Source organism: Streptomyces rubiginosohelvolus (assembly GCF_014649875.1).
Classification (GTDB): Bacteria; Actinomycetota; Actinomycetes; order Streptomycetales; family Streptomycetaceae; genus Streptomyces; species Streptomyces rubiginosohelvolus.
The window spans coordinates 153630-178525 of sequence record NZ_BMTW01000009.1 but is presented as its reverse complement, the minus strand read 5'-3'; the positions used below and the strand labels follow the sequence as shown (position 1 = coordinate 178525).

At 71.4% G+C, this 24896-nt stretch carries 27 protein-coding genes; 14 read left to right on the top strand and 13 right to left on the bottom strand.

What is annotated here, in order from left to right:
* From IE134_RS21220 to IE134_RS21210, 3 genes are all read right to left on the bottom strand, one after another.
* Positions 1-654, bottom strand: a complete 654-nt coding sequence (locus tag IE134_RS21220; RefSeq protein WP_098020611.1) for a DUF305 domain-containing protein — start codon at positions 652-654, stop codon at positions 1-3.
* On the bottom strand, positions 651-1301 hold the full coding sequence (locus tag IE134_RS21215; RefSeq protein WP_030711764.1) for a thioredoxin-like domain-containing protein: 651 nt from the start codon (positions 1299-1301) through the stop codon (positions 651-653). The genes IE134_RS21220 and IE134_RS21215 overlap by 4 nt, the downstream gene beginning before the upstream one ends.
* 127 nt (positions 1302-1428) lie before the next feature.
* On the bottom strand, positions 1429-1860 hold the full coding sequence (locus IE134_RS21210) for a hypothetical protein (protein WP_032785618.1): 432 nt from the start codon (positions 1858-1860) through the stop codon (positions 1429-1431).
* Between the two features lie 135 nt (positions 1861-1995).
* Between IE134_RS21210 and IE134_RS21205 the strand changes: the two genes are divergently transcribed.
* From IE134_RS21205 to IE134_RS21170, 8 genes are all read left to right on the top strand, one after another.
* Positions 1996-3789, top strand: a complete 1794-nt coding sequence (locus tag IE134_RS21205) for an FUSC family protein (RefSeq protein WP_189431373.1) — start codon at positions 1996-1998, stop codon at positions 3787-3789.
* Complete coding sequence (locus IE134_RS21200; RefSeq protein WP_030711758.1) at positions 3786-4292, top strand: MarR family winged helix-turn-helix transcriptional regulator; 507 nt, start codon at positions 3786-3788, stop codon at positions 4290-4292. The genes IE134_RS21205 and IE134_RS21200 overlap by 4 nt, the downstream gene beginning before the upstream one ends.
* Positions 4293-4755: 463 nt before the next feature.
* On the top strand, positions 4756-6396 hold the full coding sequence (locus tag IE134_RS21195; RefSeq protein ID WP_030711756.1) for a sensor histidine kinase: 1641 nt from the start codon (positions 4756-4758) through the stop codon (positions 6394-6396).
* On the top strand, positions 6393-6800 hold the full coding sequence (locus IE134_RS21190) for a roadblock/LC7 domain-containing protein (protein ID WP_006128841.1): 408 nt from the start codon (positions 6393-6395) through the stop codon (positions 6798-6800). Before IE134_RS21195 ends, IE134_RS21190 begins: the two co-directional genes overlap by 4 nt.
* On the top strand, positions 6797-7168 hold the full coding sequence (locus tag IE134_RS21185) for a DUF742 domain-containing protein (protein WP_030711754.1): 372 nt from the start codon (positions 6797-6799) through the stop codon (positions 7166-7168). The genes IE134_RS21190 and IE134_RS21185 overlap by 4 nt, the downstream gene beginning before the upstream one ends.
* Positions 7149-7763 carry a GTP-binding protein gene (locus IE134_RS21180; RefSeq protein WP_010058144.1) on the top strand — a complete coding sequence of 205 codons (615 nt, stop codon included), beginning with the start codon at positions 7149-7151 and terminating at the stop codon, positions 7761-7763. The genes IE134_RS21185 and IE134_RS21180 overlap by 20 nt, the downstream gene beginning before the upstream one ends.
* Before the next feature lie 147 nt (positions 7764-7910).
* Entirely contained in the window at positions 7911-9476 is a 1566-nt protein-coding gene (locus IE134_RS21175; RefSeq protein WP_189431372.1) for a cytochrome P450, read from the top strand.
* 127 nt (positions 9477-9603) lie between these two features.
* Entirely contained in the window at positions 9604-10950 is a 1347-nt protein-coding gene (locus IE134_RS21170) for a 6-phospho-beta-glucosidase (protein WP_030711750.1), read from the top strand.
* A 79-nt stretch (positions 10951-11029) separates the two neighbouring features.
* On the opposite strand, the gene IE134_RS21165 is transcribed toward IE134_RS21170, so the two are convergent.
* The gene (locus IE134_RS21165; RefSeq protein ID WP_030711748.1) at positions 11030-11467 is read right to left on the bottom strand and encodes a hypothetical protein; all 438 of its coding nucleotides are present in this window, start codon (positions 11465-11467) and stop codon (positions 11030-11032) included.
* Positions 11461-11937, bottom strand: a complete 477-nt coding sequence (locus tag IE134_RS21160) for an ATP-binding protein (protein ID WP_030711746.1) — start codon at positions 11935-11937, stop codon at positions 11461-11463. The genes IE134_RS21165 and IE134_RS21160 overlap by 7 nt, the downstream gene beginning before the upstream one ends.
* A gap of 207 nt (positions 11938-12144) precedes the next feature.
* Here IE134_RS21160 and IE134_RS21155 point away from each other — a divergent pair, with 207 nt between their 5' ends.
* From IE134_RS21155 to IE134_RS21135, 5 genes are all read left to right on the top strand, one after another.
* Positions 12145-13005: a Sco1979 family transcriptional regulator gene (locus tag IE134_RS21155; RefSeq protein WP_030711743.1), complete on the top strand. Its 861-nt coding sequence runs from the start codon at positions 12145-12147 to the stop codon at positions 13003-13005.
* Entirely contained in the window at positions 13005-13241 is a 237-nt protein-coding gene (locus IE134_RS21150) for a DUF397 domain-containing protein (protein WP_010058136.1), read from the top strand. Before IE134_RS21155 ends, IE134_RS21150 begins: the two co-directional genes overlap by 1 nt.
* A 45-nt stretch (positions 13242-13286) precedes the next feature.
* Complete coding sequence (locus IE134_RS21145; RefSeq protein WP_030711741.1) at positions 13287-14096, top strand: SAM-dependent methyltransferase; 810 nt, start codon at positions 13287-13289, stop codon at positions 14094-14096.
* A 99-nt stretch (positions 14097-14195) separates the two neighbouring features.
* A complete protein-coding gene (locus IE134_RS21140; RefSeq protein WP_030711739.1) occupies positions 14196-14630 on the top strand; it encodes a YchJ family protein in 435 nt (144 codons plus the stop codon).
* A 62-nt stretch (positions 14631-14692) separates the two neighbouring features.
* Complete coding sequence (locus tag IE134_RS21135) at positions 14693-15283, top strand: GNAT family N-acetyltransferase (protein WP_189431370.1); 591 nt, start codon at positions 14693-14695, stop codon at positions 15281-15283.
* Between the two features lie 25 nt (positions 15284-15308).
* On the opposite strand, the gene IE134_RS21130 is transcribed toward IE134_RS21135, so the two are convergent.
* The 8 genes from IE134_RS21130 to IE134_RS21095 all read right to left on the bottom strand — a co-directional run bounded on the left by IE134_RS21130 (position 15309) and on the right by IE134_RS21095 (position 23096).
* A complete protein-coding gene (locus tag IE134_RS21130; protein WP_097883723.1) occupies positions 15309-17402 on the bottom strand; it encodes an MDR family MFS transporter in 2094 nt (697 codons plus the stop codon).
* A gap of 67 nt (positions 17403-17469) precedes the next feature.
* On the bottom strand, positions 17470-18324 hold the full coding sequence (locus IE134_RS21125) for an ATP-grasp domain-containing protein (RefSeq protein WP_098019704.1): 855 nt from the start codon (positions 18322-18324) through the stop codon (positions 17470-17472).
* A 141-nt stretch (positions 18325-18465) separates the two neighbouring features.
* A complete protein-coding gene (locus tag IE134_RS21120; protein ID WP_157849961.1) occupies positions 18466-18642 on the bottom strand; it encodes a hypothetical protein in 177 nt (58 codons plus the stop codon).
* Between the two features lie 358 nt (positions 18643-19000).
* The gene (locus tag IE134_RS21115; protein WP_306471748.1) at positions 19001-19417 is read right to left on the bottom strand and encodes an excalibur calcium-binding domain-containing protein; all 417 of its coding nucleotides are present in this window, start codon (positions 19415-19417) and stop codon (positions 19001-19003) included.
* 234 nt (positions 19418-19651) lie between these two features.
* Complete coding sequence (locus tag IE134_RS21110; RefSeq protein ID WP_030711726.1) at positions 19652-20866, bottom strand: acyl-CoA dehydrogenase family protein; 1215 nt, start codon at positions 20864-20866, stop codon at positions 19652-19654.
* 4 nt (positions 20867-20870) lie between these two features.
* Positions 20871-21344 carry an SCP2 sterol-binding domain-containing protein gene (locus tag IE134_RS21105; protein ID WP_030711722.1) on the bottom strand — a complete coding sequence of 158 codons (474 nt, stop codon included), beginning with the start codon at positions 21342-21344 and terminating at the stop codon, positions 20871-20873.
* A 72-nt stretch (positions 21345-21416) separates the two neighbouring features.
* The gene (locus tag IE134_RS21100) at positions 21417-21680 is read right to left on the bottom strand and encodes a hypothetical protein (protein ID WP_030711717.1); all 264 of its coding nucleotides are present in this window, start codon (positions 21678-21680) and stop codon (positions 21417-21419) included.
* Positions 21681-21881: 201 nt separating this feature from the next.
* Positions 21882-23096 (bottom strand): PucR family transcriptional regulator, encoded by a 1215-nt coding sequence (locus tag IE134_RS21095; RefSeq protein WP_030711714.1) that lies wholly within the window; start codon positions 23094-23096, stop codon positions 21882-21884.
* Positions 23097-23905: 809 nt separating this feature from the next.
* Between IE134_RS21095 and IE134_RS21090 the strand changes: the two genes are divergently transcribed.
* On the top strand, positions 23906-24841 hold the full coding sequence (locus IE134_RS21090) for a hypothetical protein (protein WP_030711711.1): 936 nt from the start codon (positions 23906-23908) through the stop codon (positions 24839-24841).
* The last annotated feature ends 55 nt before the right edge of the window (positions 24842-24896 follow it).

Here is a 24896-nt window from a genome sequence, read left to right as displayed (position 1 = left end):
TCAGGGCTTGGCGCCCCGGTCCTTCAGCATGTCCGCCATCAGTCCGATCTCCGACTGCTGGCCCCGGACCATGCCCTCCGCCAGATTCCGGATGGCGTCCGTCTTCGCCGCACCGGCGGCCGCCTGCGCCATGTCGGCGCCCGCGCGATGGTGCACGGTCATCAGCCGCAGGAACAGGACCTCTGCCTTCTCGTCCTTCGCGGCCGTGAGCGCCGCCCGTTCCGCGTCGGTCGCCATGCCCGGCATCAGCGAACCGTCGTCGGTCGGCGTGAAGGTGTGTCCCATCCACTTCATCGGCGGTCCGGCCGCGCTCTTCGGCAGCCCCCACATCTCCAGCCAGCCCAGCATCATGCCGCGCTGGTTGGCCTGGGTGTTGATGATGTCGTACGCGAGCCGCCGCACGTCCTCGTCGTCGGTGCGGTCCCGCACGATGAACGACATCTCGACCGCCTGCTGGTGGTGGATCGCCATGTCCCGGGCGAAGCCCGCGTCCACGGAGTCCTCCGCCGGGGCGGACTGCGACGACGCCCCGGACGGGGAGGCCGCGGAGGGGCGGACGACCATCAGTGCCACCAGCCCCAGCGCGACGAGCAGCACCGAGGCTCCCGCGAGGACCAGCCGACGGGTGGAGCGGACGGGTGCGAGGGCGGTCATCCGTCCAGCCCGCCGGTGCAGGCGGCCCCCGGCTCAGGAGTCTGCGGGCCCTGCACGTACTTGGTGAAGAACTGGTCGACCCGGTCGTCCGAGGCGTTCTTGACCGTGACCTGCTTGCCCCAGGCGCTCAGCATCAGCGGGTCCTTCTGGTCCTTGACCGGGCTCATCAGGGAGTACGGGGTCGACTTGACCTTCTTCGTCAGCGCCTCGATGTCCGCGTCCGACGCCTTGTCGTTGTACGTCACCCAGACCGCGCCGTGCTCCAGCGAGTGCACGGCGTTCTCCTTCGGTATCTCCTGGGTGTAGACGTCCGCGTTGCAGTTCATCCAGACCTGGTTGTGGTCACCCCCGACGGGCGGGTTCATCGGGTAGTCGACCTTGTTCGCCACGTGCTCCTGCGTCAGCTTGTCCCAGCTGCGCTCACCGGTGACGGGCGAGGTCTTGGCCTGCTCGTCCTTCTTCTCCTTCTCGTTGGCCTGCACCATCAGGTAGCCGCCTCCGGCGACCAGCGCGGCGACCACGGCCACCGAAGCCCCGATGGTGATCATGCGGACCCGGCGCTCACGGGCGCGCTCCTTGCGGCGCGCCTCCTCGAGCTTGGCGCGACGCGCTGCTGCCGGGTTGTTCTGGTTCTTGGCGGAAGCCATGAGAAGTCCTCGTCGTTCAACCGATGCACAAGGGGTCTGTGCATGAGGGGGTAGGGGATGCGGTGCATACGAGAAGCCGCCCCCGGTGAACCGGCGCCGGGGCGCGGCGGGGGAGCGGACCCGGCCTCTAGATCCGTTGGACCTGGAGGCGCAGTTGATCGACGGAAGGCGCACCGTCGTGCGCGGGACCCCTGATGGCCGCGGCCCCCACGAGTGGGGCGGCGGGGGCGAGGGCCACGGGCGAGGGAACGGCAGCGGGGGCAGACGGCACCGGAAGCACCACGGCCACCGTGTGCGTCGAGCCCCCGTGACACGACGTCCCGAGACCGCGGTCCGACGGCGACGCCAGCACGACCGGTTCGACGGCCGCGTCGGGAGTCGGGGTGAACGCGCGGACGGCGGCCGCTTCGGCCTGGCCCGCCGCGACCGGCACGGCGGCGGAGGACGTGGTGGCCGAGCAGCAGAAGAGCATGGCCAGCAGGAAGAAGACCCAGCCCAGGGCGTAAGGCGCGCGGGAGCGGTACCGCTGCCGGTCCGTCCGCGTGCTCACCCTGGTCATCGCCCGTCATCGTAGTGGGTGCATGAAGATTCAAAGAATATGGGTCGCGCTGTCCGCGGGACAGTGTGCCCGAGTCGCCGCCGCTCGAACAGAGGTCAAATCGTTTACAGGTGTAATACCTGTTAACGTATATGGGTGAGTGATACACCTGTCCGCCCCGGGCGGCCCTCCGTCCGCAAGCTCCCGCAGCTCCCGTCGGCCGTCCGCGGCCTCGCGCCGGCCCCGGCCCTCCGGCTCTCCCGGCCCTCGGACACCTGGTTCAAGCCCGCCCTCAGCGTGGTCGTCGCCTCCGCCGTACCCCATCTGACGCTCCTCGCCATCGGCCGGCTGGATCTGATCGTCTACACCATGGCCGGGTCGCTGTGCGCGCTGTACGGCCACGGTCTGCCGTACGCCCGGCGGGCGCGGGCCGTCGCGGGCGTGGTGCTCGGCATGGCCGCCGGGCTCGCCGTCTCCCTCGTCACCGCGTCGCTCACCGGCTCGACCGCCGTACTCATCGCGGTCGGGGCGCTGCTCGCCGCCGTACAGAAGGTGCTGTGCGACGCCACCCGGATCGGACCGCCCGGCCATGTGATCTTCACCTTCGTCAGCTCGGCCGCACTCTTCGCCCCGCAGCACCTCGGCCAGATCCCCGGCCACCTCGCCCTGACCCTCGGCGCGGGCGCGTTCGCCTGGCTGGTCGCCCTCGCGCCCGCCCTGGTCCGCCGCGAGGGGCCCGAACGCCGGGCCGTCGCCCGCGCCCTGGAGGCCGCGGCGGTCTGCGCCGCCGACCCCGGCCCCCGGAACCGCGACGCCGCCGGCCCGGGCCCGCGTCACCACAACGCCGCCGACCCCGGCTCGCGTCACCGCCACGCCGCGGCCGCCGCCGTGCACGCCGCCTTGCAGTGCCTGCTCGCCTCCGGGGGCCCCACCCCCGTACGCCGGTCGCTGGAACGCCTGGTGGTGCACGCCGAAGCGGCCTTCGTGGCCCCGGGCCCGAGCCCCGGCGCGGGGGCGGCGGATCCGGAGCGGCTGCGCGCCTGGGCCGCCCTGACCCGGGGCCGGGGGCCCGTGCCCACCCCGCCGTCGGCCCCCGGAACCGCCGACGAGCTGTACGGGATCGACGCCGAACGCGCCGTCCTGCGGGCCCGCGAAGGCCGCCGCGCGGCCCGCCGCGCCCTGCTGCGCCGCCTCGGCCCCGGATCCCCGCTCCTGCCGGTCGCCATCCGCACCCTGATCGGCTGCGCGCTCGCCGGGTACCTCTGCGCCGCGCTCGGCGTCGGCCGCCCCTACTGGGCGATCGTCACCGCCGCCTCCCTCTACCAGGCCAACCTCACCCTGTCGTGGAACCGCACCCTCCAGCGCACCCTCGGCAACCTCCTGGGCGTGCTCGTCTTCGCCGCCGTCCTGCCGGTCTCGCGGATCAGCCCGCTCGCCCTCGTCTGCTGCTGCCTCTTCTTCGGCTTCGCCGCCGAGGCCCTCATCACCCGCAACTACTGGCTCGGCTCCGTCGCGGTGACCCCGATGGCCCTGCTGGTCCTGGAGTTGGGCGGCGCCCACCCGGCCGGGGAGCTGATCGGCGACCGGGTCGTCGACACCGTCCTCGGCGCGGCCACCGGCTTCCTGGCGGCGACGCTCGTCACCAACCGGCGCGCGACGGGCCGGGTCGAGCAGGCCCTGGACGCCACGGACCGGGCCCGCGCCGCCGCGGAACGGACCGTCGCCGACCCCGCGGTCGCTCCCACCGAGCGGGACCGGGCCCGCCGGGCGCTCACCGCGAGCCTCGTCGAACTGCGCGAGGCGGGTGACACCGCCGCGGGCGAATGGTGGCAGCGCGCCCTGCCCGAGCAGCGTCTTCTCGCGGCCGAGCGGGCCGGACACCGTACGCTCGCCGCGACAGCACCACGGCGCGGGCCCACGGCCCACGCCCCTTCGATCGGAGCGGAGTGACCGACGACATCGTTGCCTCGGTGGTCCGGCAGTGGCAGACCGTCAACCCCGAGCTCGACACCGGGCCGATGGAGATCATCGGCCGGATCAACCGCTGCGCCGCCCTGCTCCAGCAGGCGGAGGACGCCCCGCTGCGCTCCGCCGGGCTGACCCGCGCCGAATTCGACCTCCTCGGCGCCGTACGCCGGACGGACCGGGAGCTGACCCCCGGCGAGCTGGCCCGGGAGACCTTCTCCTCCGGGGCCGCCGTCACCAAGCGGCTGCGCGCCCTCCAGGACCGCGCCCTGGTCGAGCGCCGGGGCGACGACCGCGACCGGCGGGTGGCCCACGTCCGGCTCACCGACGAGGGGCGGGCCCTGGTCGACCGGCTGCTGCCCGAGCAACTGGCGTACGAGCGCTCGGTGCTGGCCGGTCTCGACCAGCCCGGTCGCGATGAACTCGCCTCTCGGCTGAGTGAGTTGCTCGTCCAGCTGGAAGGGCGTCTCGGGGGCGCCCGCCGCTGACCCGGTGCCCCCTCGGCGGTGGGGGTCCGCATACGCGTCAGCGTGCCCATTTTTCCCATCACCCCTCTGCCGGCCGGGAATCTGTTCCTTTCGATCCGGTTCGGTCACCTGTGCCTCTGACTGATTCTGTGCGGTGGCAGGAGTGGGTGATGGGTCTTTTCACCCCGTAAACGGCTTGTTCAGCGGCGAAGGTGCCCCTTCCGCATGCCCAACGGGCCGGAGAAGAGCTATTTCCAGCCGCCGCTACTCCCCGCACACGTTCCACAGCGCTCAGTGCAAAAACTGGTGAGTGTATTCCTCTCGGCGGGCTTCCGCAGGGGGTTGGGTGAATATGCCGAAGCACTGTTCTGATCTGGCTAAGCTCACGCGCAGTGAAGTCGAGTTGAGATGAATTCGAGCACTTGTTCCTAAGTCTCCGCTCACGTGCGCATACATCCCGGAATCAACCGCCAGAGGGTTTTAGATGGTCCGTGTTGAATCACCGCCGACCGACAGAGAAGTACCCGTCGTCCGCGTAGTCCTGCTGCCCGTGGTCCTGCTCCTCGGCGCGACCGCCGCCGGGTCGGCCCTGGTCGCACCGGCCGCGCGGATACCAGTCGCCGTGTGCGGCGCGATCACCACGCTCGTGGTCGCCGTACTCACCGTGGCGCTCCACCGGGCTCGGCGCGCCACGCGTGTCCAGCGCGCCGAGCACGAACAGCGCATCGCCTACCTGGAACACCGCATCCTCTCGCACGACGCCGAGACGGTACGGCTCACCAAGGAAGTCATGCCCGCCGCCATCCGGCGGCTGCGCGTGGGCAATTCACCCGACGAGGTGATGCGCGACATCGTCGACGCGGACGCGGCCAACCGCCATCTGCCCAAGGCGCTGCGCGAGCAGATCCACCAGGTCCTCGAAGTCATCGACAACGAGGAGGCCCGGCGTGACTCCGCTCAGCGCGCCTTCGTCAGCGTCGCCCGCCGCGTCCAGGCGATCGTGCACCGCCAGGCCAGTGAACTGCGGGAGATGGAGGACCACTACGGGCGCAACCCCGAGGTCTTCGACGACCTGCTGCGCATCGACCACGGCACCGCGCTGATCGGCCGGCTCGCCGACTCCATCGCCGTGCTCGGCGGCGCCCGCCCCAGCCGCCAGTGGCCCAAGCCCGTACCGCTGTTCAGCGTGCTGCGCGGTGCGATGTCCCGCATCCTGGAGTACCAGCGCGTCGATCTGCACTCGATCGCCAAGGTCGCCATCGTCGGCACCTCGGTCGAACCGCTCATCCACGCCTGCGCCGAACTCCTCGACAACGCGACCCGCTACTCGCCGCCCCAGACCCGGGTGCACGTCACCGCGGTCGAGGTGCAGACCGGCATCGCCATCGAGATCGAGGACGGCGGCGTCAGCCTCAGCGAGGAGGCCCGCGCCCGGGCCGAGAACATGCTCGCCCAGGCCCAGGCCGGCATCAACATGAACGACCTCGGGGAGTCCCCGCGCCTCGGCATGGCCGTCGTCGGCCGGCTCTCCCGGATGTACCAGCTCCAGGTGTCGCTGCGTCAGTCGGCGTACGGCGGCGTCCGCGCCGTCCTCATCGTGCCGCGCGAGATGATCACCACCGGGCCCGCCCCGGGCATCGCCCACGGCATCGGCGCCACCTCCCGGCCCACCAGCTCCCTGGACATGTCGCAGCTCCAGCACGTGGTGCCGCCGCCCGGCAAGCGCAAGCCCAAGCCCGCCGCCACCGGCCCCGTGCCGTCCGTGGCCGCACCGGTCCCCACCGGCGCCCCCGCGGCCGCCGCGCGCCCGGCCCCTCCCGCGGCCGCCATGGAGGACGACGTTCCCGTGGTCACCGAGTGGACCGAGAACGGGCTGCCGCAGCGCCGCAGCCGGGGCCGCGCCCCGCTCGGCTCGCACAACCTGCCGCAGCAGCCCACACCGCCCCCGGCCCCCGCGAACGGCTTCCAGCCCGGCCCGGGCGACGGCACGGACGGCGGACGCGGCGAGGAGAAGCCCCCCGGCCTGTGGCTGGAGGCCTTCACCAAGGCCGTCAACGGCGTACCGCAGGAACGAAAGCACGGCGAAGACTCCGATGACGCGTGGGACAAGGGAGACCTGAAGTGATCCAGCAGCGGGGAAACATGGACTGGATGCTCAAGGAGCTGGCCGACGACGTTCCGAGCATCCACCAGATCGTGGTGCTCTCGTCGGACGGCCTGCGCATCGCGATGCACGGCGGCGACCCCGACGTCGCCGACCGGCTCGCGGCGGCCTGCGCCGGACTGCAGAGCCTGGCCGCCGCGGTGGCCACCGAGATCCCGTACAGCGACGGACTGATGAAGCTCGTGGTCATCGAAGTCACCGGCGGGTTCTTCTACTTGATGGCGGCCGGCACCGGCGCGTACCTCGCGGTCCTGGCCGGCGAGACCGTCGACGCCGGACTCGTCGGGGCCCGGATGCGGGACATGGTCGTGCGGATCGGAGCCCATCTGACCAGCCCGCCCCGCCACGGCGGGCAGTCCGGATGAGTGGACCTCGACGAGAACGCCGCAAGGCCGACCCGGATCTCCTCGATCCGGAACGGCTGTACGTGATCACCGGCGATCTCGACGACAGCGAACGGGCCGCGCTCGACCTGGTCACGATGGTCGTCGCGCAGGCGGAGCCCTCGCCGACGTTCCAGCCCGAACAGGCGGCTATCCTCCGGCTCTGCCAGGCCCCGTTGTCCGTCGCCGAGATCTCGGCCTACCTCGGCCTGCCGTTCAGCGTGGTCACCTCGCTCCTGAGCGATCTCCTCGCCACCGAGCTCATCGAGTCGCGCGCGCCGATCGTCCGCGCCACTCTCCCCGACAGGTCCCTTCTCGAAGCGGTGATGCATGGACTTCAGAAGCTCTGACACGATCACCGGACCCCGCACCGAGGACGTCCTCCCCACCACGGCCACCGCCGCGGTGAAGGTCGTGATCGTCGGAGGGTTCGGCGTCGGCAAGACGACGATGGTCGGCTCGGTGAGCGAGATCCGGCCGCTGACCACCGAAGAGACCATGACCCAGGCCGGCGTCGGCGTGGACGACAACGCCGGGGTGGAGACGAAGACCGCCACCACCGTCGCCATGGACTTCGGACGGATCAGCCTCAGCGAGGAACTGATCCTCTATCTGTTCGGCACCCCCGGCCAGGAACGCTTCTGGTTCCTGTGGAACGGCCTCTTCGAAGGCGCCCTCGGCGCGGTCGTCCTCATCGACACCAGACGCCTCGAAGTCAGCTTCGACGTCATCGGCCGGCTGGAGGAGCGCGGCGTGCCATTCGTCGTGGCCGTGAACACCTTCCCCGACGCACCGCACCACCCGGTCGAGGCCCTGCGCAGAGCCCTCGACCTGCCGGACGAGGTCCCGATGATCGACTGCGACGCCCGGCTGCGGGCTTCCAGCCGCGATGTGCTGATGACCCTGATGCGCTACCTGCACAGCCTGGCCGTCCCGCTCGCCTGACACCCCGCACCCGGGCCCGGCGACGGGACCGCCCCGGGGGCGCGCGCCATCCCCCGGCGTACGCCCCCGGCCCGGTCCGCGCCCGAACGCCCCGTCGCACCCGCCCGCTTGTGCACCAGCCTTGGAATCCTGATCCCTGGAGCCCCTGTGACAACCCCCTTCCACCACGAACCCGGCGCCGTGCCCCCGCCCCAGTGCCCGGCCCACAACCTCGACATCGGCCCCGGCGGACTGCGCCGGCTCCACGGCCCCGAGGCGGAGAGCAACCCCGCGGGCCTCTACGACAAGCTCCGCGCCGAACACGGCACGGTCGCCCCGGTCCTGCTCCACGGCGACGTCCCCGCCTGGCTCGTCCTCGGCCACAGCGAGAACCTCCACCTCACCCGTACGCCGTCCCAGTTCTCCCGGGACTCACGGCGCTGGCGGGCCCTCCAGGACGGCAGCGTCGCCCCGGACCACCCGCTCGCCCCGATCTTCACCTGGCAGCCCGTCTGCGTCTTCGCCGACGGCGCCAAGCACGAGCGGCAGCGCGGCGCGGTCACCGACAGCATGGAGCGCATCGACACCCGCGGCGTGCGCCGCCACATCAACCGCTTCAGTAACCGCCTGGTCAACGACTTCTGCGAGAAGGGCACCGCCGACCTGGTCAGCCAGTTCGCGGAGCACCTGCCGATGATGGTGATGTGCGCGATCTTCGGCATGCCCGAGGAGTACGACGAGCGCCTCGTCCAGGCCGCCCGCGACATGACCCGCGGCACCGAGACCGCCGTGGCCTCCAACGCCCACATCGTGGCCGTGCTGACCCGCCTGGTAGAGCGCCGCCGCGCCGAACCGGCCCCCGACTTCGCCAGCTGGCTGGTCGAGCACCCGGCGACGATGACCGACATCGAGGTCGTCGAACACCTGCGCCTCATCCTCATCGCCGCGTACGAGTCCACCGCCAACCTCATCGCCAACGTGCTGCGCATGGTCCTCATCGACCCCCGCTTCCGCGCCCGGCTCAGCGGCGGGCACATGACCGTCCCCGAGGCGGTCGAGCAGACCCTCTGGGACGAACCGCCGTTCACCGCCGTCTTCGGCCGCTGGGCCGTCGGCGACACCGAGCTGGGCGGCCAGCAGATCAAGGCGGGCGATGCCCTCCTCGTCGGGATCGCCCCGGCCAACACCGACCCCACCGTCCGCCCCGATCTCAACGCCGACATGGGCGGCAACCGCGCCCATCTGGCCTTCAGCGGCGGCCCTCACGAGTGCCCGGGACAGGACATCGGCCGGGCGATCGCCGATGTCGGCGTCGACGCGCTCCTGATGCGCCTGCCGGACCTGGAGCTCGGCGTCGGCGAGAGCGAGCTGCGCTGGGTCGGCAACATCATGTCCCGCCACCTGGTGGAGCTGCCGGTGAAGTTCGCCCCCAGCCCGCAGCAGAAGCTGGACGCCGACCCGCTCTCCGTGATGGCGCGCACCCCCCGCCCCGCCGACGCCTGGGAGATCTCCTCCCCGGCCAGGACCGTCCCCGAGCCCCGGCACGAGGAGGTGGCCGGAGCCCAGCCCGCCCACGCCCCGGGCGCCCCGGCCGCCGTACCCGCCGCCGCCCAGCCCGTTCCCGCCGCCCCCGCGCCCGGGACGGCGCCGGTCGCGACGATCCCGCGCCAGCGCCGCCCCGCCGCCCCCGCCCGCCTCTGGCAGGCGGTCACCCGTTGGTGGAACGGCTACTGACGCGCCGTTCCCCCGACCGCCGCGGCGGCCCCGGATCACGCCCACGGGCCCGGGGCCGCCGCGGCGCGCGCCGGGCCGGGCGCGGCCCACCCCGTACGGCTGCGACCTGCCCGTACCATCGAGCAGCGTGAAGCTGACAATTCTTGGCGGTGGCGGATTCCGGGTGCCTCTCGTGTACGGGGCCCTTCTCGGCGATCACGCCGAGGGCCGCGTCTCCCGGGTCACGTTGTACGACACGGACGCCGACCGGCTCACCGCCGTCGCCCGCGTCCTCGCGGAACAGGGGCGGGACATCGCGGACGCCCCGGCCGTCGTCGCCACCACGGAACTCGACGAGGCGCTGCGCGGCGCCGACTTCGTCTTCTCCGCCATCCGGGTCGGCGGACTCGCCGGCCGCGCCGCCGACGAACGCGTGGCCCTCGACGAAGGCGTGCTCGGCCAGGAGACCGTCGGCGCCGGGGGCATCGCGTACGGGCTGCGCACCGTGCCCGTCGCCCTCGACCTCGCCCGGCGCATCGCCCGCCTCGCCCCGCAGGCCTGGGTCATCAACTTCACCAACCCGGCGGGCCTGGTCACCGAGGCCATGTCCCGGCACCTGGGCGACCGCGTCATCGGGATCTGCGACTCGCCGGTCGGGCTCGGGCGGCGCATCGCCCGTGTCCTGGGCGCCGACCCGGACCGGGCCTGGATCGACTACGCCGGGCTCAACCACCTCGGATGGGTGCGGGGACTGTACGTCGACGGGCGCGACGAACTGCCCCGGCTGCTCGGCGACCCGAAACTGCTCGAATCCTTCGAGGAGGGCCGCCTCTTCGGCGCGGAACTCCTCCGGTCGCTGGGCGCGATCCCCAACGAGTACCTGCACTACTACTACGTCAACCGCGAGGCCGTACGCGCCTACCAGGAGGCGGAGCAGACCCGGGGCGCGTTCCTCCAGGACCAGCAGGAGGGCTTCTACGCCCGGATGCGCGAACCCGGCACGCCGGCCTGGGACACCTGGGACCGCACCCGTGCCGAACGCGAGGCGACGTACATGGCGGAGAACCGCGAGGTCGCCGGGGCGGGGGAGCGGGAGGAGAGCGACCTGGAGTCCGGCGGCTACGAACAGGTCGCGCTCGCCCTCATGCGGGCCGTCGCCCGCAACGAACGCACCTCCCTGATCCTCAACGTCCGCAACCGCACCACCCTGTCGGTCCTGGACGCGGACGCCGTCGTCGAAGTGCCCTGCCTCGTCGACGCCAACGGGGCCCACCCGGTGACCGTCTCGCCGCTGCCGTACCACGCGGTCGGCCTCGTCACCGCGGTGAAGGCCGTGGAGCGGGCGGTGCTGGAAGCGGCGGAGAGCGGCTCCCGCGCGGCGGCCGTCCAGGCCTTCGCCCTGCACCCGCTGGTCGACTCGGTGACGGTGGCCCGACGGCTGCTCGACCGGTACACCGAGGTCCACCCCGGGCTCGCGTACCTCGACGGGGCCTGACCCGGCGGGGGACACGACCGAACGAGACGGGCCCGACCTGACCGGGCCCGGCTCGTTCGGTCGTGGGTTCCGGGCCCGGTCAGCCGGACGCCACGACGCTCCGCGGGCCGGGGGCGGCCCAGCTCGGCGCCACACCCGTGACCTGGCAGACCATGAGGAACAGCGGAATGGGCGGGGTGTACGGGGTCAGGGCGTCCGGTGAGTGGATCAACCGGGGGCGTCCGCCGGGCACGGCCGCGTCGCGTGCGTACGTCACCTGCTCGGGCCAGTCCAGATCCAGGTCGGAGCCGGCCGGGACGATCCACCACCAGCGGTCCGCGTCGGCGAATACGCAGCCGGTGCGCGGCAGATGGGACATGAGGCGGAAGCCGTGCCGGGCGGGCACCCCGACCGCGTCACAGCCCAGAGTCGCCGACATCGAGGCCGGCAGCGCCAGCCGCACCCGGCCGCCGCGGGCCTCCTCGGGCGTCCCGCCCCGGTGCGCCGCGCGCAGCCGGGACAGCGCGTTCCTCAACACGGCCGGTCCGTGCCGGACAGCTGCTCGGCGCCGTGCGCCAGCTCCGCCCAGACGATGCGCCCGGAGGCGTCCTGGGCGTCGTGCGAGCCCCAGGCGCTGCTCATCGCCTCGACGAGGAGCAGACCACGGCCGTGCTCGTCGTCGGAAGAGGGGCGCAGCCGGGGGCCGCAGGGCTGGTGCCCCTGGTCCTGCACGGCTATCCGCAGTCGTCTGCCGAACCGGCTCAGCTCGCAGACCACCCGGGTGCTCGCGGTGTGCACGACCGCGTTCGTCACCAGCTCGGAGACGATGAGGACCGCCGCGTCACCGAGGTCCCGGCCCAGCCGCCAGGCGTCGAGCCGCGTTCGCGTCAGCTCCCGCGCGCCGGCCACCGACTCGGGGTGCGCCGGCAGCGCGAAGCAGTAACGGAGCGCCTCCGTCCCGGGGCTGAGGTCCGCGAGCCGGGGGATGAGCGCACTGCCAGGTGCCACGACCGATTCCTCACAGTGGGGGCTGCGTCACGCTTCGTTCCCCGGGTGTCCGGGGGCGGGCATGACTGAGCGAACTGGTTCGGGAGTCAACTCTCCCTCTGACGATGACACTTGGCAAGGGGCACTCTGAAATTTCCAGAGTGACTGTGTCGTTGGGGGCGCACGCATGGCACACTGCTCGCAAAACAGCGCATGGGGAGGTCTGAAGTGAGCGAACCGCGGTCCGCCCCGACCGTGGGCCAGGTCGTTCTCGGCAAGCGCCTGCAGGATCTGCGCGAGCGTGTCGGTCTGACCCGTGACCAGGCGGCGAAGGTCCTCCGGGTCGCCCCCGCGACGATACGCAGAATGGAGACGGCCGAGGTCGGGCTGAAGATCCCCTACGTCCAGCTGCTGCTGAAGGCGTACGGCGTCGCCGACCAAGAGGCCGAGGCCTTCGTCGACCTGGCGGAGGAGGCGAACCGGCCGGGCTGGTGGCAGCGTTTCCACGACGTGCTGCCCGACTGGTTCAGCATGTACGTCAGCCTGGAGGGCGCCGCGAGCCTGCTGCGCATGTACGAGCCGCACTTCGTGCCCGGACTGCTCCAGACCGAGGACTACGCCCGCTCCGTGATGCGGACCGGGGCGGTCGGCCAGACGCGGCCCGAGGACATCGAGCGGCATGTGGCGCTGCGGATGGAGCGGCAGTCGCTGCTGGCCAAGGAGGACGCCCCCCGGCTCTGGGTGATCATGGACGAGACCGTGCTGCGGCGGCCCGTCGGGAGCGCGCAGGTGATGCGCGGGCAGATCGACAAGCTGCTCGAAGCCACGGAGCTTCCCCATGTCACCGTGCAGATCGCGGAGTTCGCCTCCGGCCACCACCCGGGAACCTACGGCCCCTTCGTCCTCTTCCGGTTCGCCGTCCCCGAACTCCCCGACATGGTCTACAGCGAGTACCTGACCGGTGCCGTCTACTTCGACGCCCGACCCGAGGTGGCCTCCTACCTCGAAGTCATGGACCGCATGGCGGCTCAGGCCGCAACTGCACAACGCACGAAGGAAATCCTCCGGGACTTCCGCAAGGAGCTGTGATGAACCACATATACAACGGCATGCCGGCCGGTGACCTCGGCTCCGAAGGCTGGTACAAGCCGTGGAGCGGCGGGAACGGCGGAAACTGCATCGAGGCGATGAAGCTCGCCGACGGGCGGGTCGCCGTACGCCAGTCCGCCGACCCCGACGGCCCGGCTCTCATCTACTCCAACGGCGAGATCGCCGCGTTCATCCAGGGCGCCAAGGCGGGCCAGGCCGACTTCCTGCTCACCTGACACCACCCACCTCCTCTGCACGGCCCACCGACCACGGAGCGCGCCATGACCGGGCAAGAACCCCACTCCATCGAGATCGACACCAGCAAGCCGCATCCGGCCCGCATGTACGACTGGTTCCTCGGCGGCAAGGACAACTACCCGGTCGACGAACAGATGGCGCGCCAGCTGCTCGCCCTGGACGCGCGGGGTCGTGACATGGCGCGGGTCAACCGGGCGTTCATGCACCGGGCGACCCGCTGGCTCGCCGAGCACGGTGTGCGCCAGTTCCTCGACATCGGCACCGGCATACCCACCGAGCCGAACCTCCACCAGATCGCCCAGCAGGCCGCCCCCGAGGCGCGCGTCGTCTACTGCGACAACGACCCGATCGTGCTGGCCCACGCGGCGGCCCTGCTCCGCTCGACGCCCGAGGGGGCCACCGAGTACATCCAGGCGGACGCCCGCAAACCGGAGACGATCCTGGCCGAGGCCGGCAAGGTGCTGGACTTCGAGCAGCCGATCGCCCTCTCCCTGCTGGCCCTCCTGCACTTCATCGACGACGAGGACGGCGCGGCCGCCCTGGTCGGCAAGCTGGTCGAACAGCTTCCCTCCGGCAGCTATCTGGTGCTCTCGCACACCACCGGCGACTTCAACCCGGAGGGCGCGGCCCAGGCCCGGGCCATGTACAAGGCGCGCGGGATGACGCTGCGCCCCCGCAGCCGCGCCGAACTGACGGCGTTCTTCGACGGCCTCGAACTGGTCGACCCGGGTGTCTCGCTCTCGGCCGACTGGCACCCCGAACTCGGCGAGGTCATCGACGTGCCCGGCGACGAGCCGATCCCCGGTTACGCCGGCGTCGCGCGCAAGCCCTGACGTACACCCCGTCACCGTCGGCCCGCGCACGGGGCGGGCCGACGGCGGTGCGGCACGGCCCGCACGCGGGTTCCGGCCGCCACGCGTCACAATGGAGCCATGTCACGACGCACCCCCCGACCCCGGGGGACCGCCGCCCCGCGGATCACTCCCGCCTCCCCGTGCCCCTGCGGCCTGCCCGCCGCCTACGGGGAGTGCTGCGGGCGGTTCCACTCCGGCAGCGCCGCCGCTCCGACCTGCGAGGCCCTGATGCGCTCCCGGTACGCGGCCTTCGTCGTCCAGGACGCGGCGTACCTGCTGCGCACCTGGCACCCCGAGACCCGGCCGCCCGGTGTCGACTTCGACCCGGCGATGCGCTGGGTGGGCCTGGAGATCCTGGAAACCACCGAGGGCAGCGCCTTCCACTCCACCGGAACGGTCACCTTCCGCGCCCACTACACCGACGACGGGCGCCCCGACTCCCTCCACGAGAAGAGCCGCTTCGTCCGGCACGAGGGCGCCTGGGTCTACACGACGGCGGTCTTCGTCGACTGACCGGCGTCCGGCCACCCGAAATCCGTTTTTCGGCCCACCGCGCCCGACCGTACGATCCGATCATGGACGAGGACGAAGCGGCGACGCCGCCGTACGCCGCGAGGCAACGATTCTGGAGGGGCCATGACGTCGCCTTCACCCCGCTGGAACCCGACGACGCCGAACTGATCCACAGCTGGCGCGCCGACCCGGTGGCCGCCCACGAGATGGGCGTCTGGCCCGGCTCCCTCCACGAGTTCCGCGAGCGCATCGAGGCCCAGGTCGAGGACCGCGACCGCGACGACTTCCTCGTCCTCCTGCCGGACGGCACGCCCGTGGGGCACATCGCCCTCATCGAGGAGGACCTGGTCGACGGCACCGCCGAGGCCTACCTCCTGCTCGCGGCCGGGCACCGCCGCCGGGGGCTCGGCGCCGACGCGCTCGCCGCCCTCACCGACCTGGCCTTCGGCGAACTGGGCCTGCACCGGGTCGAGGCGGTCACCCACACCGACAACACGGCGGCCCTCGCCACCCTGCGCGGAGCCGGTTTCGTCCACGAAGGCGTACGCCTGTCCTCCTGCCTGCACCGCGGCCGCCGCTACGACAACGCGATCCTCGGCCTGCTCCGCGCGGAGTGGGAAGCGCTGGAGCGCCCCCGGTCCTGGGAGCACTGAGAGCGGCGACCGTCTCCGAGGCCGCTCAGACCGGGGCCCCCACCCGCGACGATCCGCCGGAGCCGGCCGCGGGGGACAGCTCCTGCGCCAGGTCCTCCGCCAGCAGCCGCTTGGCGATCACGTCCACGGTGGCCCGGAGCTGACCGTCGTCGGGGCGGGCGCCGTCCTCGGCCAGGCGGTCGTTGAGCCAGCGGCCCCAGGCGTCGGAGATCACCGCCGCCTCCCGCCGGCCCGCCGCCGTGTGCGAGAAGATCCGGCCGTCGCCCGTCAGATAGCCCTCCTCGATCATCCGGTCGAAGACGGGCACCAGCACCTCCGGCGGGATACGGTGCCGGGCCGCGATCAGCCCGAGGCCCGCATGGCCGACCATCCGGGTGAACAGGTCCACCTGCATCACCGCCCAGGCCCCCGCCATGTCGAGCCGGGTGTCGGACTCGGCGGTGATCCGCCGGGCGGTCTCCGGACCCGCGCTGTGCAGGATCGTGGCCACGGAATACTCCAGGACCTTCGCCGAGTCCCCGCTGCCCGGCTGGGCGAAGCCCTCGCCCATGTCCGTCGATCCGAGCCGGGCCGAGTCCCGCAGCTTCACCTCTTTGAGGAACAGCGCGATGACGAACCCGATCAGGGCGACCGGCACCGTCCACAGGAACACCGTGTGCAGGGTGTCCGCGTAGGCCTGGGCCAGCGGCTCCGACTGGGCGGCGGGCAGCGCGTGCAGGGCCTGCGGGCTCTCCGAAGCCCTGGCCAGGACCGCCGGGTCGCCGCCCGCGGCGACCGCCTGCGCCACGCCGTCGGTGAGGTTCGGCTTCAGCGCGTTGGTGTAGATGGTGCCGAACACCGCCGTGCCGAAGGCGCTGCCCAGCGTACGGAAGAACGTCACGCCCGAGGTCGCCGTGCCGAGGTCCTCGTAGTCGACGGTGTTCTGCACGGCGATGGTCAGCACCTGCATGGCGAGACCGATGCCGAGCCCCAGCACCACCATGTAGAGGGACTCCAGCCAGACGCCGGTCCCCGGCCCCATCCGGGACAGCAGGAACAGCCCGGCCGCCATCACCAGCGTCCCCACGATCGGGAAGACGCGGTAGCGGCCCGTCTTGCTCACGACGTTGCCGCTGAAGATCGAGGCGGCCAGCAGACCGGCGACCAGCGGCAGCGTCCGCACCCCCGACAGGGTCGCCGAGTCCCCGTCCACGTACTGCAGATAGGTCGGCAGGAAGATCATCGAGCCGAGCATCGCGAAGCCCACGATGAAGCTGAGGATCGAGCAGACGGTGAAGACCGGGTTCCGGAACAGCCGCATCGGCAGCATCGGTTCCTTCGCCCGCGTCTCCACCAGGCAGAACAGGGCGAGCGCGATCAGACCGCCGACGAAGAGGCCGATGATCACCGCCGAGCCCCAGGCGTACTCGTTGCCGCCCCAGCTCGTCGCCAGGATCAGCGCGCTCGCCCCGACGGTGACCAGCGCGATGCCCCGGTAGTCGATGACCGGCCGCCCCGCGGCCTTCACCGACGGGATGTTCCGGGCGGCGGCGATGACCACCACGATGGCGATCGGCACATTGACGTAGAACGCCCAGCGCCACGTCAGATGGTCGGTGAACAACCCGCCGAGCAGCGGCCCGATCACGGTGGAGATGCCGAAGACCGCTCCGATCGCGCCCTGGTACTTGCCCCGTTCGCGCAGTGGGATCACATCCGCGATCAGCGCCATCGACGTGACCATGAGCCCGCCCGCCCCGATGCCCTGCATACCGCGCCAGATGATCAGCAGCAGCATGTCCGAGGCGAGGCCGCACAGGAACGATCCCGTGATGAAGATGACCGCCGAGACCTGGAAGACCAGCTTCCGCCCGAACAGGTCGCCGAACTTGCCGACCAGCACGGTGGCCACCGTCTCGGCCAGCAGATACGCGGTGACCACCCACGACATGTGCGAGGCGCCGCCCAGGTCCGAGACGATCGTCGGCAGGGCCGTGCCGACGATCGTCTGGTCGAGTGCCGCGAGCAGCATGCCGAGCACGATCGTCGCGAAGACGATGTTGCGCCGCCGCCGGTCGAGGACGGGCGGCGGCGCGGCGGCACTCTGCGTGGCGGGGGCTTGCTCGCTGGCAGTCGTCACCCCTGCACCCTCACACCAGCCGTGCGTCCCCGCATGCGGGGACGGGCCGGACGGGGGGTCGGCGCGACTAGCGGGGCAGCGAGGCGATCGACGTCGTCAGCCGGTCCACGAACGCCTCCCGGACGTCCTCCCCGACCCGGTCGAGGGAGAGATACGGATTGAGGTCCTCCAACTCGACGAGCAGCAGCGCGCCGTCCGCCGTCCGGCAGGCGTCGACCCGCTGGATCCCGTGGTCGAGGGTGTTCCAGTCGATGAAGCGCCGGGCGAATTCCAGGTCCTCCGCGCTCGCCGCGTACGGCTCCAGCACCCAGCGCCGCTCCGGGTCGGGGGCGTACAGCGCGTACTGGAAGTCGTGGTCGACGAAGTAGAACGACACCTCGTGCCGGAAGTCGATCCTCGGCTGGACGAGGAGGGAGCCCTCGGCCGCCGCCTCCAGCTCGGCGCGGGCCTCCGCCGCCGTGACGAAACGCAGGCCGACCGAGTCCGCCCCGAGCTTCGGCTTCACCACGTACTGGGCGACGTCGGGCAGCTCGGCCAGGTCCGCCGCCCGGTCCACGGTGGGAATGACCGGCAGCCCGGCCGCCGTCATCTCGACCAGATACTCCTTGCCCGCCATGTCGCCGCGCCCGCCCAGCGGGTTGTAGACCGGAACCCGCAGCTCCAGGGCGCGTGCGCGGAACGCGTCGTACGCCTCTCGGTAGTGCAGGACGGGCCCGCTGTTGCGTACGAGGGCGAGGTCGAAGCGGTCCAGCAGCGCGGCCGCGTCCCGGGGATGGCAGAGCGCCACGTCGAACGCCTCGCGCAGCCGGGAGGCCAGGAAGATGTCCTCGTCGCAGTAGCGCCGGCCGCGCGCCTCGTACGCGAGATCGGTGACGAGCAGGAGGGACGGGCGGCGTGCGCCGGCGGGGGACGCGGCGGTCATGGGGTGCTCCCGGGGTGAGGTCGCGGACGGACGATCACTATCGCCGACACCCGGACCGGGCTTCGCGGAGGGGGTGTCTCGATGGCTCCCCCGGTACGAGGACCCGCGCCGCTTCCGGTGGGCGCCCCCGTCCCCGTACCGTCAGACGGCTTCCGCGGAGCTGCCCCGTACGGCCGCCACCCACTCGACGAGAAGCCGCTCGTACTCCCGGCGGCCCTCCGGCGACACCACACCGCCGTCGGCGACCAGAGCGCGGATCTCCGCGTTCAGCTCAACCATCGGGCGGGCAGGCGTCGGCTCGGTCGAAGTGGAGGTCATGTGAAGAGGCTAGTGGCACGGAGGGGGTCCGACGGCCGGTCGCACGTGTGGGGCCCACCACGGACAGCCGCCGCCCCGGCAGGACAGCGCCACCGGGGCGCTGTCCTGCCGCCCGGCGAACCTCTTCACCTCGCCGCCACGTCCCGCCGCGACCGACCGGCCCGAACCCCCGTTGCCGCACGTAGACGGCGTGTGACGGGGCGGCAGGCCCGGCCGCGCAGACCCCGACGGGCTCGCCGAGGGGCTCGGTGCGCTCGGCCGGAAACGCGATGCGCGGGCTTGCGGTCCGGCGACGGCGTACCCGTCCGGCGCGACGAGAATCACATGCTTCGAGGCCCCCGGAGAACCGTTGCGGACCCTATTCGCAGCCCACCCCGTCGCCGTCACGGTCCAGATGCGGCCCGTACCCGGGCTGGCCGGACCGGATGGGTGAGGCGCCGGCGGCGCGAACCGCATCGCAGTTCTTGTAGTACGTCGACGTGCCGCCGGAGCCGGAGCCTCCACTGCTGCCGGAGGAATCGTCGCGGGCCACGGGCTTCTTCGCGGGCTTCGGCTCCGGGGGAGCGGCGGTGACCGTGACCCGCACCTTCTTGACCTTCGTGACGGTCGGGGCCGGCTCCGGGGTCGCGGTCACGATGACCTTCGCCGTCTCCGTGACGGTGACCGTCGGCCCGGGCTTCGCCTTCGCCGCGACCGTGCGCACTTCCTGCGGCTGTTCACCGGTTGCGCCGATCCCGACACCGAGCAGGAGCAACACGCCGGCCGCCGGGAGCACGACACGCTTCCGCGCCCACCGCGGTCCATCCGTCGAAGGCGGCTGCGGTGTGAAGTTGCCGCCCTGGCCCCAGCCGGGCTGACGCGACGGGTGCTGCGAACTGTTCCAGTCCATGGTCCCCCCAAGTGCTGTGCGGAGGCCCGACCGTAGCGACCCGACGGGGCCCGGGGGAGCGAGTTGTTCCGGTGGTGATGGAGTTGTGACCAAAAGGTGGGGGAGAGGTGTTGAGACCGTTCAGCGGATCTGCCGCCCCGAGATCGCCCGCGCGATGACGAGGCGCTGGATCTCGCTGGTCCCCTCGAAGATCGTGTAGATCTTGGCGTCGCGGTACATGCGCTCGACCGGGTGCTCCCGGCTGTAGCCCGCGCCGCCGAGGATCTGGACCGCCTTCTCCGTCGCCGCGACCGCGAGTTCACCCGCCCGCAGTTTCGACATGGAGCCCTGGCCCGCGTCGAAGGTGCGGTCGTTGCGGGCCATCCAGGCGGCCTGCCAGATCAGCAGGCGTACGGCTTCGATCTCGGTACGGATGTCCGCCAGCGCGAAGGCGATCGACTGGTTCTCGATGATCGGCCTGCCGAACGCCTCGCGCTCACCGGCGTATTCCAGGGCGTATTCGTAGGCGGCGCGTGCGATGCCGAGCGCCTGCGCGGCCACCGTCGGGCGGCTGACCTCGAACGTGGCCATGGCCGCCTGGCCCTTGGCGGGGCCGCCCTCGCGGGCTCGGGCGAGGCGGGCGTCCAGCTTCTCCTTTCCGCCGAGCAAGCAGTGGCCGGGGACGCGGACGTCGTCGAGGAAGAGGTCCGCGGTGTGCGAGGCGCGCAGGCCGAGCTTCTTGACCGTACGGCCCGCTGTCAGGCCCTTCGTGCCCGGTGGCACGATGAACGCGGCCTGTCCCCGGGAGCCGAGCGACGGGTCGACCGAGGCGACGACGACATGGACCTCGGCGATGCCGCCGTTGGTGATCCACGCCTTCTGGCCGGAGATCACCCACTCGTCGGTCGCCTCGTCGTGACGGGCCCTCGTCGTCATCGCGGAGACGTCGGACCCGGCGCCCGGCTCGGAGACGCAGAACGCGGCGACCTTCGGGTCGTCCTCGTCGCCGAAGCACTGCGGCACCCATTCGGCGAGCTGGTCCGGAGTGCCGGAGGCGAAGATCCCGGCGACCGCGAGCGAGGTGCCGAACAGGGCCATGCCGATGCCCGCGTCACCCCAGAACAGCTCCTCGTTGGCGATCTGGAGGGAGAGCCCCGTGGGGTCCCCGTACAGGTCGGCGAGCGATTCGAATCCGTACAGACCGATCCGGGCGGCCTCCTGGATCACCGGCCAGGGCGTTTCCTCCCGGGCGTCCCACTCGGCGGCGGCCGGGCGGACCACCTGGGCGGCGAAGCCGTGCACCCAGTCGCGCAGGTCCTGCTGTTCCTCGGTCAGGGCCAGGGAGAAGAAGCTCATGCCCTCACGCCTTCGGGATGTCGAAGTAGCGGGTGAGGCCGGACGCCAGACCGACGTCACCGGCGACCTTGAGCTTGCGCGTCATGAACATCGTGACCGGATTGCCGTTGCCGGAGACGAGCTTGAGGAACTCCGCGTCGGCCATCACCAGCGTGGTGCGGGGTTCGGCGTCCGAGCGGCCCGCGGTGACCCGGCAGGCGCCGTCGGCTATCGCCGTCTCGTAGACCGCGTCGCTCTCCCCGGTGATCTTCCAGCGGATCAGCGCGGTGAGGCCGCCGGCCGCCTCGGACCGGAACTGCTGCCGCATCCGGCCGAAGACCTCGCCGAGGATCCGGGTACGCAGCTCACCCCGCATGACCTCGGCGAGCTGCTTGGCCGACAGACCCTTGACGATCCGTGCGAACTCCTCGGGAGCGACCGCGGCGAAGTCGAGCGCGGACAGGTCGTCGGTGAGGTTGCCGCTGCTGGTTCCGTCCACACCAATTCCTTACTCCGAAGTAAACTTACTTGGGAGTAAGGTAAGGGGAGCGGTGGCGTCCCGCAAGGCCGGTCAGAAGGGCGATCCGGGCAGCACGGCGAGACAGGGGTGGTGCGCGGAGAGCACCTTGTTGGCGCGGGCAAGTTCGGACAGGGCCTGTTCGCGGTCGGCCTGGTCCTCGACGCCCAGCCGTGGCCCGCGGAACCTGCGGACCTCGCGGGCCGCGCAGTCGGCGTCGAACTCCGCCTGGAGGATGTGCGGCGGAATGCACGAACCGATCAGCGCGGCGACCCGGTCCGGGATCGGCACGGGGACGAGGAGGTGCGAGGCGGTCATGGGGCTTTCCCTTTTCGGTGGTCGGCCAGGAGGCGGTGCACGGGAGCCGTCGCCCGGCGGGCGACGGACTCCCTCCTGTGTACGGGACGCGGTTCCGGGTTTCTCGCCGGATACGTCTCCGTGTCGCAACCGTTTGGGACTGACCGTCTATTTCGCCTTACGCGCCGGTAAGTTGACCCGTCACGCCGAACGTGATCCGGATCAGGGGGATGTGCCGGTGGCACGGGAACGCAGCCGCAGCGCGCGCAGTACCGCCTCGGTGGCGAAGCGGCTCTCGGGATCGACGAGTTGGTCACCGAAGATGGTCTCCAGGCTGCGCATGCGGTAGCGCACGGTCTGCGGGTGGACATCCAGCAGCGCGCCCATCTGCGCCGCGGTGCCCCGGGTGTCGAGCCAGATCCGCAGCGTCTCGACCAGCCGTTCCCGGCGGGTCGCGCTGATCCCCGCGACGGCGGCCAGCTCCCGCTGGGCGAGCTGGTCGAGCAGGGCGGGGTCGGACAGGAGCCACAGGGTGAGGAGGTGGTCCTCACAGCGGATCAGCGGAGCGTCCTCGATCACACCGGAGTCGACGAGCTCCAGAACCCGGCGGGCCCAGCGGAGCGATTCGCAGGCCAGCGCCGTGGGGACGGTCAGCCCGATCGCCATGCGCCCGGCCGGCAGGGCCTGGGCGAGCATGGATCTTCGTGCGTCGTCCAGCGCTCCGGGGACGAGCAGATGCGGCTGAGGGGCGCTGAGATCGACGAGAAGGTCACGGTCCGCGTTGAGCCGGTCCAGCTCCGCCGGGGCGCGCACGGCGACCAGCGTCACCTCCTCGGGCAGTGCCCACCCGGTCTGCTCGCACAGATCGGCGATGGCGCTCCCGGGGGCCGGACGTCCGGCGAGGATCAGATGGAGCAGCCGGCGGCGCAGCGCCTCGCTGTGCTCGCCCGACTGGGACTGCGCCTCCAGGAAGCCTTCCCGGGAAAGCGATTCCAGTTCGTCGACGTAGGCGAAGAGCGCGTCGGCGAAGCTCAGCATCAAGGTGGGGGAGAGGTGATAGCTCTGCCCGACCTTCTTCGCCCGGCGCAGCGCGACCCGCGCGCCCAGCCGGTAGGCCCCCTGAAGGGTGTCCATGCTCCGGCCCTCGTACGCCTCGAACCGTCCGAAGCGCCGGCACATGTCGTCCCGGAGCGTGGTCGGGGAGGAGGGCTCGGCCACCAGATCGACGAAAGAGGCGAGGCTCTGCTCCACGCCCACCCTGATGGCCTGCCCGTTCGGTCCGTCGAGCAGCCGGGCGTATTCCGGATAGGCCCGGGTGACCTCGACGCCGATTTCCTTGATGAGGCTGGGCAGTTCGGGCCTCATGATCGCCGCGAATTCCTGCGGGAGCGGCCCGAGCGGGTCTTCGGTATCCAACGGCTGTATGAGATGTGGCATGACAGATCCCCTTGCTCCCGGCGCCCGGTGGTGGGGTGAGACGGTGGGGGGAAAGCGCTCCCACGAACCGACAGGTGCGTACCAAGTCCGCGACGAAGATAGACCAAGGAACAGGTACTGCACACCACTTGGACAAGATCGACGTGCAGGGGGCACACATCTCGGCCGCACTGTGCGACTTCCGTGCAGGTCGGGCGCTGCTGCGCGCTTTCGGACAATGAATTTCGGCCGCCCGCTCAGGCGGTGACAACAAAGCGGTTCCGCTGCCGTCGAGTAGTTCCCGGCGTGGTCGGGTCGGAGTGAGGCTCGCCGGGGAGTGGTCGGGTGTACGGGCGGCTCACCATGGCGAACGCGAGTGAACGCCCTCTCCTGAACAGGGATTTCAAGCCGCCTGGCCGAATTACATGCCGTCCGCCGGAGAACGGAAGCCTGACTTCCGTGTCTCCCGGCGGATCGGCCCCGCGTGCGTACCGCGCGCGGGGTTCCGGCCGACGGTGCGCAATTCCCTGCCTCCGGGTGCGCATTCCTTGATAAGGGGAGCGGGCCTTGATGCTCATTTACGGATCAAAAAGAGTGCGGTGCAAAGAATCTTAGCCGGACGGATTGTGTCGCCCTGTTTCCCGCGAGTAACATCACGCCTCGGTCAATTCGGGCATGAAATCTGCCCGAAATTTGATGCTCCGATCCTCCGCCCCCGGGCCGCCCGAGGCCCCAACGCCGCCGACGGTCGTCGCGGTGCGGGCATGCGTTGCAGAACCGGTCAACTTCGTGCACGAGGCCGCGCCACGGCGGCCGACAGAGGGGACGACATGAGATCCGTTTCCAATCGAGCCCGCGTAGGTCTGCTCGCGGCCTTCACGGCATTCAGCGCTGTGCTCTCCACCGGCTCGGCCACCGCCGCCACCCAGCTCAACGGCGACTGGGCGCCCTTCAACCGCTGTCCGGTCGACGCGCCCGCCATGCTGGCCGCCGACGGTGTGAACACCATCGCCGCCTGCATCGCGTCGAGCTCGGCCACCGGCTCCATCACGCTGGGCAAGAGCGTGGTCTCCACCGGCCACACCGATCTGCAGCTCGGCGTCATCCAGCGCGCCGACGGCACCGCCTCGCTGGTGGCCCCGCCCGAAGGGGCCCTGAGGGCGGACCCGGCGGAGATCCCCGGCGGGCTCCTCGGGCTGATGTGCCCCAGTGGAATTCCCCTCATCTCGGGAATCTGCCGTCAGTTGACGGACAACAATCTCAACCGGGTGACGGCCACCATCGAACCGGCCGGAGCGCCCCGCGACTTCAATATGAGCGCGGCTTTCTCCACCGGTGAGCCCATTCTCACCATCCCGGTGCGTATCCACCTCAAGAATCCGTTCCTGGGTGACAAGTGCTACATCGGGACCACCGCGAACCCGGTGCTCCTCAAGCCGCAGAACGTGACGGCGCCCACCCTCTCGCTCCAGCGGTTCGGAGCCGACGGGACGCCGAACGACGACGAGGGCGAGATGGGGCGCTACACCTTCGACGGCGCCGACCAGGGCGACGCCACGTTCGCCGTACCGGGCGCAAGCGGTTGCGGAGCCGGGCTCCTGGACTGGGCGGTGAACCTCAAGACCGGTCTCCCGTCCGCCGCCGGGAAGAACAGCGTGACGCTCGACGCCACCACCACGTACTTCGGCAGCCCCTACGACCCCGCCGGCCTCGCGCCGAACGAGGGCCGGAAGCTGTCCGAATTCTGGCACTCCGCCAAGCGGTAGGCCGTCCCCTTCACCCGTACGAGGAGGTGATGCGGCAACCGTCCTTGGATCCGCC

Bases quoted from the DNA above. Each gene is read 5' to 3' on its own strand.
- IE134_RS21125 (WP_098019704.1), bottom strand. From the start codon at position 18,324: ATGACCGCCGCGTCCCCCGCCGGCGCACGCCGCCCGTCCCTCCTGCTC.
- IE134_RS21110 (WP_030711726.1), bottom strand. From the start codon at position 20,866: ATGAGCTTCTTCTCCCTGGCCCTGACCGAGGAACAGCAGGACCTGCGC.
- IE134_RS21090 (WP_030711711.1), top strand. From the start codon at position 23,906: ATGAGATCCGTTTCCAATCGAGCCCGCGTAGGTCTGCTCGCGGCCTTC.
- IE134_RS21210 (WP_032785618.1), bottom strand. From the start codon at position 1,860: ATGACCAGGGTGAGCACGCGGACGGACCGGCAGCGGTACCGCTCCCGC.
- IE134_RS21185 (WP_030711754.1), top strand. From the start codon at position 6,797: ATGAGTGGACCTCGACGAGAACGCCGCAAGGCCGACCCGGATCTCCTC.
- IE134_RS21100 (WP_030711717.1), bottom strand. From the start codon at position 21,680: ATGACCGCCTCGCACCTCCTCGTCCCCGTGCCGATCCCGGACCGGGTC.
- IE134_RS21150 (WP_010058136.1), top strand. From the start codon at position 13,005: ATGAACCACATATACAACGGCATGCCGGCCGGTGACCTCGGCTCCGAA.
- IE134_RS21180 (WP_010058144.1), top strand. From the start codon at position 7,149: ATGGACTTCAGAAGCTCTGACACGATCACCGGACCCCGCACCGAGGAC.
- IE134_RS21120 (WP_157849961.1), bottom strand. From the start codon at position 18,642: ATGACCTCCACTTCGACCGAGCCGACGCCTGCCCGCCCGATGGTTGAG.
- IE134_RS21215 (WP_030711764.1), bottom strand. From the start codon at position 1,301: ATGGCTTCCGCCAAGAACCAGAACAACCCGGCAGCAGCGCGTCGCGCC.
- IE134_RS21220 (WP_098020611.1), bottom strand. From the start codon at position 654: ATGACCGCCCTCGCACCCGTCCGCTCCACCCGTCGGCTGGTCCTCGCG.
- IE134_RS21195 (WP_030711756.1), top strand. From the start codon at position 4,756: ATGGTCCGTGTTGAATCACCGCCGACCGACAGAGAAGTACCCGTCGTC.
- IE134_RS21145 (WP_030711741.1), top strand. From the start codon at position 13,287: ATGACCGGGCAAGAACCCCACTCCATCGAGATCGACACCAGCAAGCCG.
- IE134_RS21095 (WP_030711714.1), bottom strand. From the start codon at position 23,096: ATGCCACATCTCATACAGCCGTTGGATACCGAAGACCCGCTCGGGCCG.
- IE134_RS21140 (WP_030711739.1), top strand. From the start codon at position 14,196: ATGTCACGACGCACCCCCCGACCCCGGGGGACCGCCGCCCCGCGGATC.
- IE134_RS21135 (WP_189431370.1), top strand. From the start codon at position 14,693: ATGGACGAGGACGAAGCGGCGACGCCGCCGTACGCCGCGAGGCAACGA.